Genomic DNA, 14,048 nt, shown 5'->3' on the forward strand with positions numbered 1-14,048 from the left:
GGGCGAAACCTCCTCGCCGGCGAGCGCGGATACCTGTCAGGCGTCCTCCCCGCGCGCCGGCGGGGGCGGGCGCACCCCGTCCCAGGGAGCCGGCGACGGGAACACCTCGTCGAGGAAGGCGAGGAACGCCTTCACGTTCGGACTGCCGCGCCGGCTCTCCGGCCACAGCGCCGTGAAGACCGAGCGCTCGACCGCGAAGTCCTGCAGGACCGGCACGAGCGCTCCCCGCGCGACATGCGGGGCGGCGATGTAGGTCGGCGAGATGCCGATGCCGCCGCCGGCCACCAGCACCGCCGCGACGGCGTCGCTGAAATCCACGACGATGCCGGTATGCGGCGTGAACTCGACCCGGCGGCCGCCGACCTGGAATGGCCAGCGCAGAGCCTGGCCGGTGCTCTGGAAGCGGAAGTTCACGCAGTCATGGTCGACGAGGTCGTCCGGATGCCGCGGCGTGCCGCGCCGCGCCAGGTAGCCCGGCGCGGCGAAGGCGCAGAGCCGGTGCGGGGCGAGGCGGCGCGACACCAGCCGGGAATCCGCGAGCTCGCCGACCCGGATCGCGACGTCGATGCCCTCCGCGATCAGGTCCACGAAGCGATCGCTGAGGCGCAGGTCGACCGACAGCTTCGGATGGCGCGCGCGGAACCGCGGCAGGGCCGGCGCGAGCAGGTGCACACCGACCGGGATCGACGCCGCCACCTTCAGGGTTCCGGCGGGCTCGGAGCGCGCCGCGACCGCGGCCTGCTCGATCGCCTCGGCCTCGCGCAGGAGGCGCAGCGCGCGCTCCTGCAGGTCGCGACCTTCCGGCGTCAGCGTCAGCGAGCGCGTCGTGCGGGTGAAGAGGCTCACGCCGAGTCGCGCCTCCAGCCGCTGCACGCTCTTGCTCACCGCCGAGGGCGAGATGCCGAGGGAGCGGGCGGCCGCCGAGTAGCTGCCGAGGGAGGCGGAGCGGGCGAAGGCGACGATGCCCGTGAGCCGGTCGAGGCCGATCTGTTCCATGACGGAATGACTGAAGCGAAGAGGGGCCCGATTATCAAGGCGGGGGCCTTGGTCCAATCTTGCGTCCCTCGGCGCTGCCCTGGCGACGAGCGGCAAGGTTTCCCGCCATGAGCAGCACTCTCCAGGACCGCAGCGTCGTCGTCTTCGGCGGCACCTCGGGCATCGGCCTCGCGGCCGCCCGCCAGGCCGAGGCGGCGGGCGCGTCGGTCATCGTGGTCGGCCGCGACGCGGCGGGCGCCGAGCGCGTCGCGGCGGAGAACGGCTTCGCCGGCTGGCGCGCCGCCGACGTGACGCGGCCCGAGACGGTCGCGGCCGCCCTGGCCGACATCCCCCGCGTCGACCACCTCGCGCTGATGGCCGGCACCTTCGTGGCCGGCAAGGTCCGCGAGGCCGAGGTCGACCACCTGAAGCGGGCCTTCGACGAGCGGATCTGGGCCGCGGCTCATGCCCTGCGCGCCCTCGGCGACCGGCTGGCCGGCGACGGATCGGTCACGCTCATCTCCGGCGCCCTGGCGGACCGTCCGAACGCTCAGGGGACCGCCGTGCTGGCGGCGGCGTCGGCCGCGATGGAGGCCTTCGCCCGCGGTCTCGCCCTCGAACTCGCACCGGTGCGGGTGAACGCGCTCTCGCCCGGCACCACCGACACCCCGCTCCTGGCCCGCACGCTCGGCGCCCACCGCGACGCCTACGTGGCCGGCCTCACCGAGCGGCTGCCGCAGCGACGCCTCGGCACCGCCGAGGAGGCCGGCGCAGCCGTCGTCTTCCTGATGGGCAACGGCTTCATGAACGGCGAGACCCTGCACATCGACGGCGGCGGCCGCCTGATCTGAGCGGCTGATCGCCCTCTACGAAGGAGAATCGCGATGTCCGACATCACGGAGGCCGCACCGGCGGCGGAGCCGGACTACGACCGGCTGCTGCGCGCCAACCTGCGGCGGGTCTTCAACGAGCGGGACGCGGACGCGCGGGCGGCCGCCCTGGACGAGTTCTACGTGGCCGAGCCGATCCTGTTCGAGCCGGACAATGTCGTGCGCGGGCGGGCCGCGATCGGTGCGGTCGCCGGGACGCTGCTGGACCGGTTCGGGCCGACCTTCCGCTTCGTGCCCGTCGGCAGGGGGGTCGGGCACCACGGAATGGGATCGCTGCGGTGGGAAGCCGGTCCGGAGGGCGGACCGGTCGCGGTCACCGGGACGGACGTCGCCGAGATCGTGGACGGCAGGATCGGCCGACTCTGGGTGCTGCTCGACCCGCCGGCCGCCTGAGACCGGCGCCGCGAGACGATCGGGACTCAGTCGCTCCGGCCCACCTGCCGGAGGCTCAGCGCCCAGAGCCGCTCCTGGACGGCCTCGTCGCGGCTCTCGGCCGAGGAGACCTTCGGCCGCCCGTGGGAGAAGTATCGGCCGGTGACCCCGTCCAGGCCCGGGTCGCTGGCCACGTGGAGGGAGGTCTGCGCGCCCTTCTCGGGCGTGATCAGGAACGGCCGCATCAGCGCCCATGCCGCGCCGAGCAGGCCGCCCGTGTTCTTGGCGAAGCCGGTATTGACCACCCCCGGATGGACGGCGTTCACCGTGATGCCGCTGTCGCGCAGCCGTCGGGCCAGCGCGTAGGTGAACAGGACGTTGGCGAGCTTGGCCTGGGCATACGCGCCCATCGCGCGGTAGCGCCGGGCGCCCTCGACGTCGTCGAAGTCGATATGCCCCCGGTAATGGGCCGCGGAGGCGACGTTGACGATCCGCGGCTTCCCGCCCGCCGCCGCCGCGCCCTTCAGCGTGTCGAGGAGTTCGAGGGTCAGGAGCACGTAGCCGAGATGGTCGAGCGCCCAGGTCCGCTCGATCCCGTCGACGGTCAGCGTGCGCCGGTCGAAGATCGCGCCGGCATTGTTCACCAGCACGTCGAGGCGCGGATAGGCCGCCCGCAGGGTCCCGGCGAGCCGGCGGATCTCGGCCTGCGCGGACAGATCCGCGCGGTGCGGCTCCACGGCGGCGCCGGGCACCGCGGCGCGAATCCGGTCGGCGCAGGCCTGCAGCTTCCCGGGGTCCCGGCCGACGATGGCGACCCGCGCGCCGAGGCGCGCGAGCCCGAGAGCCGTCTCGTAGCCGATGCCGCCGGTCGCCCCGGTGACGAGGCAGACCGTACCGCGCACCGCGCCGGCCTCAGAACACCGCCTGACCGACCGCGAAAGCGATGACCACGATCACGATGGCGATGAGCAGGAACAGGCCGAACAGGATGCGGGCCAGCGAGCCGGCGCCGGAGGCGATGCCGGTGAAGCCGAGACCGCCGGCGATCAGCGAGATCACGAAGCAGATGAGGGCCCATTTCAGAAGGGTCATGGCGTCACTCCGGCTGCGCCCCGGCGCGGGGCCTGATGCTGCTGCCTCAACCGGCGCCAAGCGAGACCGTTCCGCGGATTCCCGGCCGGTCCGCTTTTATTCTTACCCGCGGTCGGTCGCGCGGGTCGCGACGCCGTCAGCCGGTCTTCGCCACCGGCTGCGCCGGCACGTCGGCGCGTTCCAGCATGATCTCCGCCAAGGTGTGATAGAGGCCGCCCCGACAGATCGCCTTCGAGGCCGCGTCGGCCAGCAGGGCCGCGACCATCAGCGGGATCACCATCGCGTGGTTCTGGGTCATCTCGGTGACGATGACGAAGCTGGTGATCGGCGCCTGCAGCACGCCCGTCAGGTAGGCCACCATCCCGATCAGCACGACGGCGCCCACGGGCATGCCCGGCAGGAGGCCGTGGACCGTGCCGCCGAGGCCGGCCCCGACCGCGAGGGACGGCGCGAACAGGCCGCCCGGAATGCCGCTGATCGAGCTCAGCACGGTGGCGGCGAATTTCAGGGGCGCGTAGGTCCATCCGGCCGCCGCGTCGCCGTGGAGGATGGCCTTGGCCTCCTCGTAGCCGGTCCCGTAGGCCGCGCCCCCGGAGGCGAGGCCGCACAGGGCGACGCACAGCCCGCAGGCCGCCGCGAAGATCACGGGCCGCTTCCGGACCGTCCGCCCGGCCGCGCCTGGCAGGCCGCGGGCGAACAGGATCACGAGGCGGCTGAACAGGCCGCCCGCGAGGCCGCCGATCACCGCGATCAGCGGGACGATCCAGCCGGCCGCCAGCGGCAGGGCGGCGTCGGTCGTCCCGAAATAGGTATAGTTGCCGAGAAGCCCGAGCGAGGTCAGGCCCGCGGCCACGATCCCGGCCACGATCAGGCCGGAGGAGCGCGCCTCGTAGGCGCGTCCCAGTTCCTCGATGCCGAACACGATGCCGGCGAGGGGCGTGTTGAAGGCCGCCGCGACGCCGGCCGCGCCGCCCGCCAGGAGCAGTCCGGGCAGGCGCTCCGGGGTCAGGCGGCCGAAGGCGGCCATGATCGCGGCGCCGACCTGCACGGTCGGCCCCTCGCGGCCCGCGGAGGCGCCGCAGAATAGGCCCAGGAACAGGACCAGCACCTTGCCGAAGGCCACGCGCGGCGAGATCAGGGAGTAGCGGAAGCCGGTATCCCGCGCGTGGCGGGCCGCGATCACCTGCGGGATGCCCGAGCCCTGCGAGTTCGGGAAGACCGTGAGGGCGAGAAGCGCGGCGAGGGCGAAGCCCGCGGGGGTCAGCACCAGGGCGATCAGCGGCGACGGCGCCGTGAGCCGGCGGAACCCGTCCTGCGCCAGGTCGGCACCCTTGGCCATCAGCACGGCGGCGAGGCCCACGCCGATGCCGCCCACGAGGAACAGCAGGCGCCCGCGCCACAGCGGGTAGGCCTCCATCGAGGCCGACCGCAGGCGCATGATCGAGCGGCGGTAGCGCGACCGCTGCGGGGGCGGGGCATCCGTCGTTTCCCGCACGTCGTCCCGCTTCTCGACCATGAAAGTGCACCTCGTCCGCGCAGCCGGAGCGGACGCTATAGCGCAACGGTCAAGGAAAGGCCTCCTGCGCGGGACGGCCGAGGGCCGGCACCCGCCTGCCGGCCCCGCCGCTCACCCGATCACCACCTGTGGTGCCAAGCGGCCCGGCGCCAGCCGCCGTGATGATGCCATCCCCAGGGGCGGTGCCAGCCCGCGTGACGCCAGCCCCACCGATGGTGCCAGCCCCAGGGCCGGTGCCAGCCGTAGACCACCGGCCGCGCGTAGTAGACCGGGCGGTACGCGTAGGGGCGCCAGTTCGGCTTGCACCAGCCCGACCAGCCCCGATGGAAGCCCGGGCCGCAGCCCTGGGCGGCCTCCGCCGTACCGGCCGTGGCGGTCAAGGCTCCGAGCGCGAGAAGTGCTGCGCCTGCCAGCTTCATCCGCATCGTCGTCCTCCTTTCGTCGCGAGCACAGTGATGATCCGGTCCCGGTCCGACCGAGTTGCCACCGGATGATGTCCGGCCGCTCGCGATGCGCCGGAAGTGCGCTCGAAACATCCGAGCGCCGGCGGACGTTTCTTCACAAACCTGTGTGCGTGAGACGACTGCGCTCCGGCAGCCAGAGAGCGCCTCAATACCCTTCCCGCCGGGCCGGCCATCGCGCGGCGACTGTGAGGACGTCGCCGCGCCCGTGCGATCGCGCATTGGCGGCGTCGCCTCAGCCCTCGGCGGCGCAGAGCCTCTCCACCGCCCGCACGTAGGCCTTGGCGTCGAACTTCTTGAGCGAGTTCTCGCTCTGATAGCGAACGGTGCCGAAGATCCCGCGCTTCTGCCAGGGCCGGTCGTGCAGGCCGTACACCCAGGCGACGTTGGTGAAGGAATTGGGGTCTCGGCCGTCGAGGAAGTAGCGGTTGTTCAGGCGGAGCGTCCGGGCGAAGCCCTCCCGGGGCGACGGGGACCATTCGAGGATCTTCTTCCCCCAGTACATCCGCAGCTGATTGTGCATGTAGCCGGTCTCGCGCATCTCGCGCATGGCGGCGTTCCAGTACCGGTCGTGGGTCTCGCCGGCGGCGAGCTGAGTCTCCGAGTAGGCGTGCGGGCGCTCGTCCCCGGCGTGCTCGGCCAGGGTCTTGCGCGCCCAGTCCGGCACGGCCCTGTCGTAATCGTCGTAGCCCTCCGTGTAGAAGACGTGGTTCATGGCGAGCTCGCGCCTGACGATCAGCTCCTCCAGGTAGGCGCCGCGGTCATCGGCATCGCCGACCCCGGCCTCCCGCACCGCCAGGGCGATCTCCACCGGCGAGATCTGCCCGAAATGCAGGTACGGGCTCATGTGCGAGGCGGCGGCCGCCTCCGGCATGTTGCGTCCCGCGCCGTAGCCCGCGAACCCGTCCTTCAGGAACGCCTTCAGGCGCTTGCGGGCCTGCGTCTCGCCGCCGGTGAAGCGCCTCACCGGGCCGACCTCCCGGTCGAGGGTCATCCCGGCGAGCACCGCCTCCGGATCGGAGACGTCGATCGCGCTCTTCAGCGTCAGGCGATCGGCCGCGCGCTTCACCCTGCGGGGCTTCAGCGCCGCCAGGAACGGGTCCCACAGCCGGTTCAGCTTCGGCCGCAGCGTCCGGGCGGCGTACTCGTGCTTCGGCGAGGCCGTCTCGACCGGCACGACGACGTCGCCCTCGACCTGGACGATCCGCGTCCTCACCGCCGCGGCGATCTCCCGGTACCAGCCCTTCTGGATCGCGAGGTAGCCGCGGTCGAGCACGAGGAGCGCGGCGTCCTCGGCCAGGGCGATGGCGATCTCGGCGGGCGAGCACTTGCGCATGACGAAGCCGATCCCGCGCTTCTCCAGGCCCGCCTTCGCGTCCGCGAGACCCTGGAGCAGGAAGGCGTAGTGCCGGGCATTGGCCTCGGGGAAGCCGCTGGCGCCGTCGAGCAGGCCGAAGCAGGCGACGACCGGCAGGTCAAGGCGGTTCGCCTCCTCGATGGCGAGCTCAAGGGCGGGGTTGAACGTCGCCCGGTTGGCCTGCTGCAGGAGGTACAGGACGTAGGCGCCGTCTCCGCGCGGCTCGACATCGTTGAGGATCCGGATCCGCTCGCCCTGGATCGCCATGCTCACCTGCCTCTTGCTTGGCGCGCCGCGCCGGAACCTTGGCTGGAGAAGGTAGAGCGGGCGGGAATTTCGTCCGTCCCGGCGAGGCGGATGAAAAGCCGCAGTCGAGAGTGCGGGCCGAACCGCGGCTCGATCCGCCAGAACCCCGCCTCATCAGGGACTTGCGGGAGGATGGATCACCGCCTGCACGGGCAATGCAGGTTTCGATGGCGCCCGGCAGTCTGCGACATTTTCAACACAGGCCCGCGGCGATGGGTGCGCGGGCGCACGAAAGGACAGCCCTGCTGTCCTGATGCCCTTGAATTTTCCCGCCGGGCGCGCAGATTGTGCAGCGCGGGAAGGCGATGGCGTCGCCCTCTCGCAGCCCTTCTTGGGCGTTTCCTCCCTAGACTTCGGGCCGCTCCTTCGGGAGTGGCCTTTTTTCTGTCCGGAGCGCGCGCGAGCCCGAGCCGACTCGTCCACGAGCGCGGTGAGCGGCGGCGCGGTCTTCTACCGAGCGAGGCGCGACGAGCGCCGCGTCGGGCGGCCCCGCCTCCGCGGGGACCCGTTCCGCCTGCGATCCGCCGGGGCCGTCGGCCGCGGCGTGAGGGCGGTCAGCGCGTCGCGCTGGCCCCCGCCCGGCCGGCCACCCGCGCGGCGGCCTTGCCGGCCGCCGTGTAGAGGTCGAGGCGCGCGTAGACGCCGAATTCCGAGCCGTCGTCGAGGAAGCCGCCGCCCGGGCCCTGCGTCTCGGTGAGGATCGCGTTGGCCTCGTCCAGCGTCAGAGCCGGGAAGGCCGCGGTCAGAAGGTGGCCGGCCTCCGGCGCGACCTTGCCCACATCCTCCCGCCGGCCGGCGGTGTCCGCATGCACCGCCGGCAGGCCGTAGGTCTGGGTCGCCGCGTAGAAGGCCGCGTTGGCGGCCGCGTCCTTGAACCGGCCCGTGTCCTTCGCCGCGCAGGCCGCCACCGTGTCGCCGCAGCCGGCCTTCAGCGCCTCGGTCATCGCCGCGCGCGCCTCCGTCAGGAGCGCCCGGTAATCCGTCACGCCGACCGCCCTGTCGGCCTCGGCGGCCGCCTTGTCGAGGACGGCCGGGTTCTTCCGGATCTGGCCGACATAGGCCGGATCGTTGGCGAGCAGGTGCGCGAGAGCGTGCAGCGAGGTCGCCCGACCGCCCAGCACGTCCATGGCGTAGTGCGCCCCGACGATGATCCGGTCGTTGCCGTACTCGGCGGCGCGGGCGACCATCTGCTGGTAGCGCTCGGGCACGAGGAGCGCGAGCACCATGGACTCAGTGAAGCCGTAGGTGGTGTGACCGCTCGGGTAGGACGGGCTGTTCACGAGGTCCTGCGAGGGGCCGCGCAGCCAGTCGAGGCTGTCGGACGCGTCGCCGAAATAGTCCTTGCCGCGATAGGTGAGGAGGCGCGGCAGGGTCTGGAACGGCCGCGAATTGCCGTAGCGGTCGGCGCCGGGGCTCCCGGCCGGCCGGTCATAGGCCTTGCCGAACACGTCGGTGACGGCGCCGTTCGACAGGATCGCGGCGGCCTCCTCCGAGACCGGATGCTTGCCGTTCGTGGTGGCGTTGGCGAAGAAGTACTTGCCGGAATTCGAATCCGACTTGGTCACGTTGTTGGTGTAGCCGATCAGGTTGGCGACCGCCGGCGCGATGCTGGTGAAGGTCTTGTAGTCGCTGTAGGTCGCCTTGGCGTGGTAGGCCTGGGCGAGCGCGGTGCCCAGGCCGTCGGCGAGGTTGGCGGCGTTGCCGTCGGTGATGAAGCAGTCCCGCAGGGCGAGCTGCTGCTGCTCGGGGAACGGCAGGAGCGTCGGCTGCTTCAGCGCGCCGGTCTGGATGTCGCCGGTGACCCGCAGGTTCGCGTCCAGCGCCGCCTTGCCGTCGGGCGTGGTCTGCAGCCGGGCCACGGGGACGAGCCCGCGCAGGGCCGACAGGTTGGCGGCCGACTGTGCGAAGGCCTGGAGGGGCAGCACCGCCCCGAGCAGCGCCAATCCGACCCGCAGCGTCCCGAACATGCAGCCCTCCCTCGCCGATGCCGTACCGGACGCTAGAGCCGTTCCCGATCGCGTTGCAATCGGGCGCGGCCCCGACGTCCCCATTTTTGACGCGCCCGCGGGGCGCGCCTCAGCCCCGCGCCCGGGCGCGGATCATGAAGTTGTCGTAGGTGTATTCCGCCACCTGGAACCAGAGGTACTCCTCGTTGCGGAAGGTCCGCATCGCCTCGTAGACGCGGCGGAAGTCGGGGTTCTTGGCGGCCATCTCGGCGTAGACGTCGTTGGCGTTCTTGAGGGCGGCCTCCATGACGTCCTGGGGGAACGGCCGCAGCTGCGCCCCCCCGGCCACCAGCCGGCGCAGGGCCTGCGGGTTGCGGGCGTCGTACTTGGCCTGGACATCGGCGCCGACCTCGGCGGCCGCTGCCCGGAGGATCCCTTGGTAGGATTTCGGCAGCGCCTTCCACTTCTCGGCATTGAACCAGAAGTGCAGCATGGCGCCGCCCTCCCAGAAGCCGGGATAGTGATAGATCGGCGCGACCTTCTGCAGTCCGAGCCGCTCGTCGTCGTAGGGCCCGATCCACTCGGCGGCGTCGAGCTTCTTGCTCTCCAGGGCCGCGTAGATCTCGGGGCCCGGCACCGCCTGCGGCTGGACGCCGAACTTGGCGAGCACCTGGCCGCCCATGCCGCCGATCCGGAACTTCAGCCCCTGCAGGTCGGCGAGGCTCTTGATCTCGCGGCGGAACCAGCCGCCCATCTGGGCGCCGGTGTTGCCGCCCGGCAGGCAGACCAGCCCGGCCTTGGCGAAGACCTCGGCGAACAGTTCGGCGGCGCCGCCCGCCTGCCACCACGCGGCGGCGCCCCGGGCGTTGAGGCCGAAGGGCACCGCGGTCGCCAGCGCGAAGGTCGGATCCTTGGCCATGCCGAGGGTCGCCGGCCCGTGGCCCATCTCGACGGTGCCGGCGGCCACGGCGTCGAGCAGGCCCTCGGCCGGGACAGGCTCGCCGGGCCCCTGGACCTGGATCTGGAAGCGCCCGTCGGTGGCCTCCGCGACGATCCGGCTGAGCGCCTCGGGCGCGCCGTAGAGGATATCGAGAGTCTTGGCGTAGGCGGAGGACAGGCGCCAGCGCAGCTCCGGGGCGGACTCGGCCCGGGCCGGCGCGGTGAGGGGCCCGGTGAGCGCCGCGGCCGCGCCGAGGCCGGCGGTCAGCACGCTGCGGCGCCGCGTCCCGGCCGAGGGGGATCGCGCGAGGTGAGGTTCGTCCAACGGCATCTCGTCCGAGCAGGTCCGGCCCGGCCGGGCCGGATCGGGGGTCGCAGGTAGCACGTCCGTGCCGGTTCTCGAAAGCCGCGGGCGGGCGGGGCAGTTCCGTCGCGCCTCGAAACCGGCCCGCGCCCGTGCTAGGCGCCCGGGATGCGCACCGAGCCCGCCGTCACCCTGCACACCGTCTGCGGCCTGGAGGAGCTGGCCGGCCACGGCACGCGCGGCGTGAGCCACGTCCTGTCGCTGCTCGATCCCGGCACGCCGGAGCCCGGGGCCTTCACCGCCTACGGCGCCCACGCCCGCACGACCCTCCGGTTCCACGACTGCCTCGGCCCGGGCGAGGGCCTCGTCCCGCCCGAGCCGGAGCACGTCGCGGCGATCCTCGATTTCGGGCGGGCGCTCGACGGCGCCGGCCATCTCCTGGTCCACTGCCATTACGGCCTGTCGCGCTCCACGGCGGCGCTGCTGACCCTGTTCGCGCAGGCCGAGCCGGACGCGCCCGCCGCCGCCCTGGTGGAGCGCCTCCACGCCCTGCGCGAGCCGGCCTGGCCGAACGCGCGCATGATCGGCTTCGCCGACACGATGCTGGAGCGGGACGGGGAACTCAGCGCGGCGGTCCGGCGGCTGCACGCCCTGCAATTGCGGGTCCGCCCGCATCTCGCCGAGCTGCTGCGCGGGCTCGGTCGCGGCGCGGAGGTCGAGGCCGCAGAAGCCCTGTGAGGGGCCCTGTGAGGGGCCGGCCCGTCACTTCCCGGCCGGCGTGAAGCTCCCGTCCTTCCACACGTAGAGCACGTAGCCCTGCGCGGTGACGTCGCCCTTGGCGTCGAACCCGACGGTGCCGAGCACGAGATCGAAGCGCTCTGTGTGCAGCGCCTGCGCGATGGGCTTCGGCTCGGTGGAGTGGGCGAAATTGCCGGCCGCCACCAGCGCCTGCATGGCGGCGTACCCGTAGATCGTCGAGCCGGTGGGATCGACGCCCTCGGCCTTGAAGGCCTTCACGACGGCCGCGGCGGCGGGCTGGCGACTGGGGTCGAGATAGAAGGTCATCAGCACGCCGTTGCTGGCCGATCCGGCGATCTTGGCGAAATCCGGCGTGGCGATGGCCGAGGTGCCGAACCATTGCGGCCGGAAGCCCCGGTCCGCCGCGATCTTCACGAGGCGGCCCATCTCGGCGGCGTCGCCGCCGTAGTAGACGACCTCGATCCCCGCGCCCTTGAGGCGGTCGGCCAGGGCGGTGTCGTCGGCGTCGCTCGGCGAGAACGACAGGAACAGCGCCTCGTTCACCCCGATGCGGTTGAGGTTGTCCTTGGTGGCGGCGGCGAGGCTGCGGGCCGCCGGCGTCTGGTCCTGGATCAGCGCGATCTTCCGGTCGCGGAACCGCTCGGCCAGCACGGCTGCGGACAGGCGCGCCTGATCGTCGTCGCGGCCGCAGACCCGGAAGATGTTCGGCAGCCCCCGGTCGGTGAGCCGGGCCGCCACCGAGGCCGCGGTGATCATCACCACCCCGTTCTGGGCGTAGATGTCGGAGGCCGCGATGGAGGCGTTGGAGCAGACATGGCCGACGACGAGCCGGACGTTCGACCGGACGAAGTGGTTGGCCACCGCCATCGCGGTGTTCGAGTCGCAGGCATCGTCCTGCACGTCGAGGGTCACGGGCTGGCCGTCGAGGCCACCCATGGCGTTGGCGTCCCGGGCCGCGGCCTCGACGCCGCGCAGGACCTGCTCGCCGACCGCCACGTAGGGGCCAGACCGCGGAACCGCCACGCCGACCACGACGTCGGCCGCCGCGTGGGTGGCCGGCAGGAGCGCGAGACACAGGCTCAGGGCGATCAGCGCGGGCCGGAGCGGCCCGCGGGCGGGGACGAAACGTCCGATCTTCATCGGGCTCTTCTGGGCATCCTTGCGCGACACGTCGGCGCGACGGCGGATGCGGCTCCGTAGCCTCGATCCCGCCCCGCACCCAGTGCCCATACGCGAGGACGCGGCGAAACGCGATTTTTTTCCGCAGCGGCCCGGTCGGTACGCCGACGCCTACTTGGCGTAGGCGTAGGCCGTCGCGGCGGAGGCCAGGGGCCCGGTGACGCCGTTGAAGGCGGTGAGGACCTTCGACACCTCGGTGAAGGGCGCGTTCGACACGTAGATCAGGTCGCGGTTGCGCATGCGGAACGCCTGGGAGACGAACAGGCTGTTGGGGTCGCGCATGTCGATCCGGTAGACCACCGGCACCAGCGGCGTGCCGAGCAGCCTCGAGCTGGGGCTGAGCCGGCGCACGACGCTGGCCGGCTCGAACCGGAAGATGAACGTCCCGGCCGGGTCGGCGGCGAAGTCCGACAGGCCGCGCGCCTTGGCCAGCGCCTGCGCCAGCGTGATGCCGTCGGCCTGGAACGGCAGCTCGGTGCTGTTGCCCAGCGCGCCCACCGCGATGAAGGTCTGCGGGTCGCGCACCAGGGTGAGCACGTCGTTGGGCCGCAGGTAGATGTTCTCCCTGGGGTTCGACACCACCGTGGTCAGCGGCACGGTCGCGGTCACCGGACCGCGCGAGAGCCGCACGAAGGTCTCGTTGACCGGCGCGCGGTTGCCGCCGGCGGCGGCGATGACGTCGAGGATGCGATCGCCGTGGCCCGAGAGCGGCAGGCGGGCGCCGGCGGCGCCCTCGCCGGTGACGGTCACGGCCTGGGAGATCGGGCGGGTGACCGAGACCAGCACCTGGGGCTGGATGGCCTTGCCGGCGAGCTCGTTCTCGATGAGCGACTGGACGTCCTGGGTGCGGCGGCCGGCGACCTTGATGCGGCCGGCGTAGGGCACCGAGATGGCGCCGTCGCGCCCGACGGGCTGCTCGGGGATGAGGGCGGACTTGGAGCCTGCGGAGAAGCGGTCGGCGACGAGCGGCCCGGAGAACAGGCCGCCGGACCCGGCTTCCCAGACGGAGACCGAGACCATGTCGCCGATGCCGATGACCGGCTCGGAAGAGGGGCGGTGATCGCCGAAGGAGGCGAGCAGGCTGTCCAGGGGGCGGCCGCGCAGGGCCTCGACCACCGAGGGGGTGACGTCGATGATCTCGTAGCGGGCAAGGATCCCGCCGTCGGCCGTGGCGACCTCAGCCCCGGCCTGGATCGCGCTCGCCGTCGGACCCGCCGCGGGCAGGTACGTGCAGCCCGACATCGCCGTGACGGCGAGCAGGACGAGGGGAAGTTTGCGCATCCAGATGTTGCCCATCGGTATTGCCGAGCCCGTGCCTAGCCCATAGCGGTCCAGGTGTCCGTAGCGGGTGAGCCACACTCCGCCCGCCACGGCCGAGACTGCTAAGTCATCCTCGTTAAGCACAGCTTTTTCGGGGCACTGGAACGACAAATGCCGGGCGCATCGCGCGCAGCCGAAATATCGGGACACAAATCAGGACGCTATCGGCGGTAACGGATCGGCCCATCGACTCCCAGGGCCGGCCGGACCGGGCGCGATGCGCTCCCTGTCCCTCACTGCCCCTGGGTCACCGCCGCGGTGATGTCGCCGTAGACGGCGCTGACGCGGGATACGTAGTAGCGGATGCTGCCGACGGCGGCGAGGAAGATCAGGCCGCCGAGCAGGGCGTACTCGGTCGCGGTGGATCCGCCGGAGTCGCGGGCGAACCGTGCGGCCGCGGCACGGATCCGATCCGTCAGGGCGAACGCCGCCCGGGATCGCCCAGCGCGCCGCCCCGCTCCGTCGCCGCCCGGCTCAGCCATGGTCGAACGCGCCTTCCAGTCCCGCAGCCCGCGTGACCTCACGCGCTCCGGAAGCTGGTACCCGCCCGCGATTGCCGCCGGCTTAACGAAGTGTTCGAAACACGGGAGCGGATCGATTCCGGGCGGGATACGCACCGCCCGGCGCGGTCG

14 protein-coding genes are annotated in these 14,048 nt (G+C 72.4%); 3 read left to right on the forward strand and 11 right to left on the reverse strand.

Features of this window, described 5'->3' with window-relative positions; translation table 11 throughout:
• Window positions 1-36: 36 nt before the first annotated feature.
• Window positions 37-996 carry a LysR family transcriptional regulator gene (locus tag LOK46_RS19905; RefSeq protein WP_273560062.1) on the reverse strand — a complete coding sequence of 320 codons (960 nt, stop codon included), beginning with the start codon at window positions 994-996 and terminating at the stop codon, window positions 37-39.
• 107 nt (window positions 997-1,103) lie between these two features.
• Between LOK46_RS19905 and LOK46_RS19910 the strand changes: the two genes are divergently transcribed.
• Both LOK46_RS19910 and LOK46_RS19915 read left to right on the forward strand, forming a co-directional pair.
• Complete coding sequence (locus LOK46_RS19910) at window positions 1,104-1,826, forward strand: SDR family oxidoreductase (RefSeq protein WP_273560064.1); 723 nt, start codon at window positions 1,104-1,106, stop codon at window positions 1,824-1,826.
• Window positions 1,827-1,859: 33 nt separating this feature from the next.
• The gene (locus LOK46_RS19915) at window positions 1,860-2,258 is read left to right on the forward strand and encodes a nuclear transport factor 2 family protein (RefSeq protein WP_273560066.1); all 399 of its coding nucleotides are present in this window, start codon (window positions 1,860-1,862) and stop codon (window positions 2,256-2,258) included.
• A gap of 26 nt (window positions 2,259-2,284) precedes the next feature.
• On the opposite strand, the gene LOK46_RS19920 is transcribed toward LOK46_RS19915, so the two are convergent.
• From LOK46_RS19920 to LOK46_RS19950, 7 genes are all read right to left on the reverse strand, one after another.
• Window positions 2,285-3,139: an SDR family oxidoreductase gene (locus LOK46_RS19920; RefSeq protein ID WP_273560068.1), complete on the reverse strand. Its 855-nt coding sequence runs from the start codon at window positions 3,137-3,139 to the stop codon at window positions 2,285-2,287.
• Between the two features lie 10 nt (window positions 3,140-3,149).
• Window positions 3,150-3,329, reverse strand: coding sequence for a DUF1328 domain-containing protein (locus tag LOK46_RS19925; RefSeq protein WP_010685332.1), 180 nt, complete (start codon window positions 3,327-3,329; stop codon window positions 3,150-3,152).
• A 136-nt stretch (window positions 3,330-3,465) separates the two neighbouring features.
• Window positions 3,466-4,845 carry a chloride channel protein gene (locus LOK46_RS19930; RefSeq protein WP_273560073.1) on the reverse strand — a complete coding sequence of 460 codons (1,380 nt, stop codon included), beginning with the start codon at window positions 4,843-4,845 and terminating at the stop codon, window positions 3,466-3,468.
• Window positions 4,846-4,964: 119 nt separating this feature from the next.
• Window positions 4,965-5,270, reverse strand: a complete 306-nt coding sequence (locus LOK46_RS19935; protein ID WP_337251945.1) for a GCG_CRPN prefix-to-repeats domain-containing protein — start codon at window positions 5,268-5,270, stop codon at window positions 4,965-4,967.
• A gap of 271 nt (window positions 5,271-5,541) precedes the next feature.
• On the reverse strand, window positions 5,542-6,930 hold the full coding sequence (locus LOK46_RS19940) for a deoxyribodipyrimidine photo-lyase (protein ID WP_273564645.1): 1,389 nt from the start codon (window positions 6,928-6,930) through the stop codon (window positions 5,542-5,544).
• A gap of 593 nt (window positions 6,931-7,523) precedes the next feature.
• Complete coding sequence (locus LOK46_RS19945) at window positions 7,524-8,936, reverse strand: phosphatase PAP2 family protein (protein WP_273560075.1); 1,413 nt, start codon at window positions 8,934-8,936, stop codon at window positions 7,524-7,526.
• Window positions 8,937-9,045: 109 nt separating this feature from the next.
• Window positions 9,046-10,179, reverse strand: coding sequence for a TRAP transporter substrate-binding protein (locus tag LOK46_RS19950; protein WP_273560077.1), 1,134 nt, complete (start codon window positions 10,177-10,179; stop codon window positions 9,046-9,048).
• Window positions 10,180-10,326: 147 nt separating this feature from the next.
• Here LOK46_RS19950 and LOK46_RS19955 point away from each other — a divergent pair, with 147 nt between their 5' ends.
• On the forward strand, window positions 10,327-10,896 hold the full coding sequence (locus tag LOK46_RS19955) for a tyrosine phosphatase family protein (protein WP_273560079.1): 570 nt from the start codon (window positions 10,327-10,329) through the stop codon (window positions 10,894-10,896).
• Between the two features lie 24 nt (window positions 10,897-10,920).
• On the opposite strand, the gene LOK46_RS19960 is transcribed toward LOK46_RS19955, so the two are convergent.
• The 3 genes from LOK46_RS19960 to LOK46_RS19970 all read right to left on the reverse strand — a co-directional run bounded on the left by LOK46_RS19960 (window position 10,921) and on the right by LOK46_RS19970 (window position 13,898).
• Complete coding sequence (locus LOK46_RS19960; protein ID WP_273560080.1) at window positions 10,921-12,057, reverse strand: branched-chain amino acid ABC transporter substrate-binding protein; 1,137 nt, start codon at window positions 12,055-12,057, stop codon at window positions 10,921-10,923.
• A gap of 150 nt (window positions 12,058-12,207) precedes the next feature.
• Window positions 12,208-13,377, reverse strand: coding sequence for a polysaccharide biosynthesis/export family protein (locus tag LOK46_RS19965; RefSeq protein WP_273564646.1), 1,170 nt, complete (start codon window positions 13,375-13,377; stop codon window positions 12,208-12,210).
• Window positions 13,378-13,649: 272 nt separating this feature from the next.
• Window positions 13,650-13,898, reverse strand: a complete 249-nt coding sequence (locus LOK46_RS19970) for a Flp family type IVb pilin (protein WP_273560082.1) — start codon at window positions 13,896-13,898, stop codon at window positions 13,650-13,652.
• Window positions 13,899-14,048 lie beyond the last annotated feature (150 nt).

Origin of the sequence: Methylobacterium sp. NMS14P (assembly GCF_028583545.1) — a bacterium.
Classification (GTDB): Bacteria; Pseudomonadota; Alphaproteobacteria; order Rhizobiales; family Beijerinckiaceae; genus Methylobacterium.

Bases quoted from the DNA above. Each gene is read 5' to 3' on its own strand.
- LOK46_RS19905 (WP_273560062.1), bottom strand. From the start codon at position 996: ATGGAACAGATCGGCCTCGACCGGCTCACGGGCATCGTCGCCTTCGCC.
- LOK46_RS19910 (WP_273560064.1), top strand. From the start codon at position 1,104: ATGAGCAGCACTCTCCAGGACCGCAGCGTCGTCGTCTTCGGCGGCACC.
- LOK46_RS19915 (WP_273560066.1), top strand. From the start codon at position 1,860: ATGTCCGACATCACGGAGGCCGCACCGGCGGCGGAGCCGGACTACGAC.
- LOK46_RS19925 (WP_010685332.1), bottom strand. From the start codon at position 3,329: ATGACCCTTCTGAAATGGGCCCTCATCTGCTTCGTGATCTCGCTGATC.
- LOK46_RS19930 (WP_273560073.1), bottom strand. From the start codon at position 4,845: ATGGTCGAGAAGCGGGACGACGTGCGGGAAACGACGGATGCCCCGCCC.
- LOK46_RS19935 (WP_337251945.1), bottom strand. From the start codon at position 5,270: ATGCGGATGAAGCTGGCAGGCGCAGCACTTCTCGCGCTCGGAGCCTTG.
- LOK46_RS19940 (WP_273564645.1), bottom strand. From the start codon at position 6,930: ATGGCGATCCAGGGCGAGCGGATCCGGATCCTCAACGATGTCGAGCCG.
- LOK46_RS19945 (WP_273560075.1), bottom strand. From the start codon at position 8,936: ATGTTCGGGACGCTGCGGGTCGGATTGGCGCTGCTCGGGGCGGTGCTG.
- LOK46_RS19955 (WP_273560079.1), top strand. From the start codon at position 10,327: ATGCGCACCGAGCCCGCCGTCACCCTGCACACCGTCTGCGGCCTGGAG.
- LOK46_RS19960 (WP_273560080.1), bottom strand. From the start codon at position 12,057: ATGAAGATCGGACGTTTCGTCCCCGCCCGCGGGCCGCTCCGGCCCGCG.
- LOK46_RS19965 (WP_273564646.1), bottom strand. From the start codon at position 13,377: ATGCGCAAACTTCCCCTCGTCCTGCTCGCCGTCACGGCGATGTCGGGC.
- LOK46_RS19970 (WP_273560082.1), bottom strand. From the start codon at position 13,898: ATGGCTGAGCCGGGCGGCGACGGAGCGGGGCGGCGCGCTGGGCGATCC.